Annotated in this window: 1 rRNA gene; it reads left to right on the plus strand. The window is 51.6% G+C overall.

Annotation, left to right across the window (positions count from 1 at the left end):
- Positions 1-215, plus strand: a 23S ribosomal RNA gene (locus tag GTP55_RS30555); the annotation flags it as partial.

Here is a 215-nt window from a genome sequence, read left to right on the forward strand (position 1 = left end):
TACAAACAGTAGGAGCGGACTTGTTCCGTGACTGCGTACCTTTTGTATAATGGGTCAGCGACTTACATTCAGTGGCAAGGTTAACCATATAGGGAAGCCGTAGAGAAATCGAGTCCGAACAGGGCGCTAGTCGCTGGGTGTAGACCCGAAACCAAGTGATCTACTCATGGCCAGGATGAAGGTGCGGTAACACGCACTGGAGGTCCGAACCCACT

Origin of the sequence: Duganella margarita, assembly GCF_009857535.1 — a bacterium.
GTDB lineage: Bacteria > Pseudomonadota > Gammaproteobacteria > Burkholderiales > Burkholderiaceae_D > Rugamonas > Rugamonas margarita.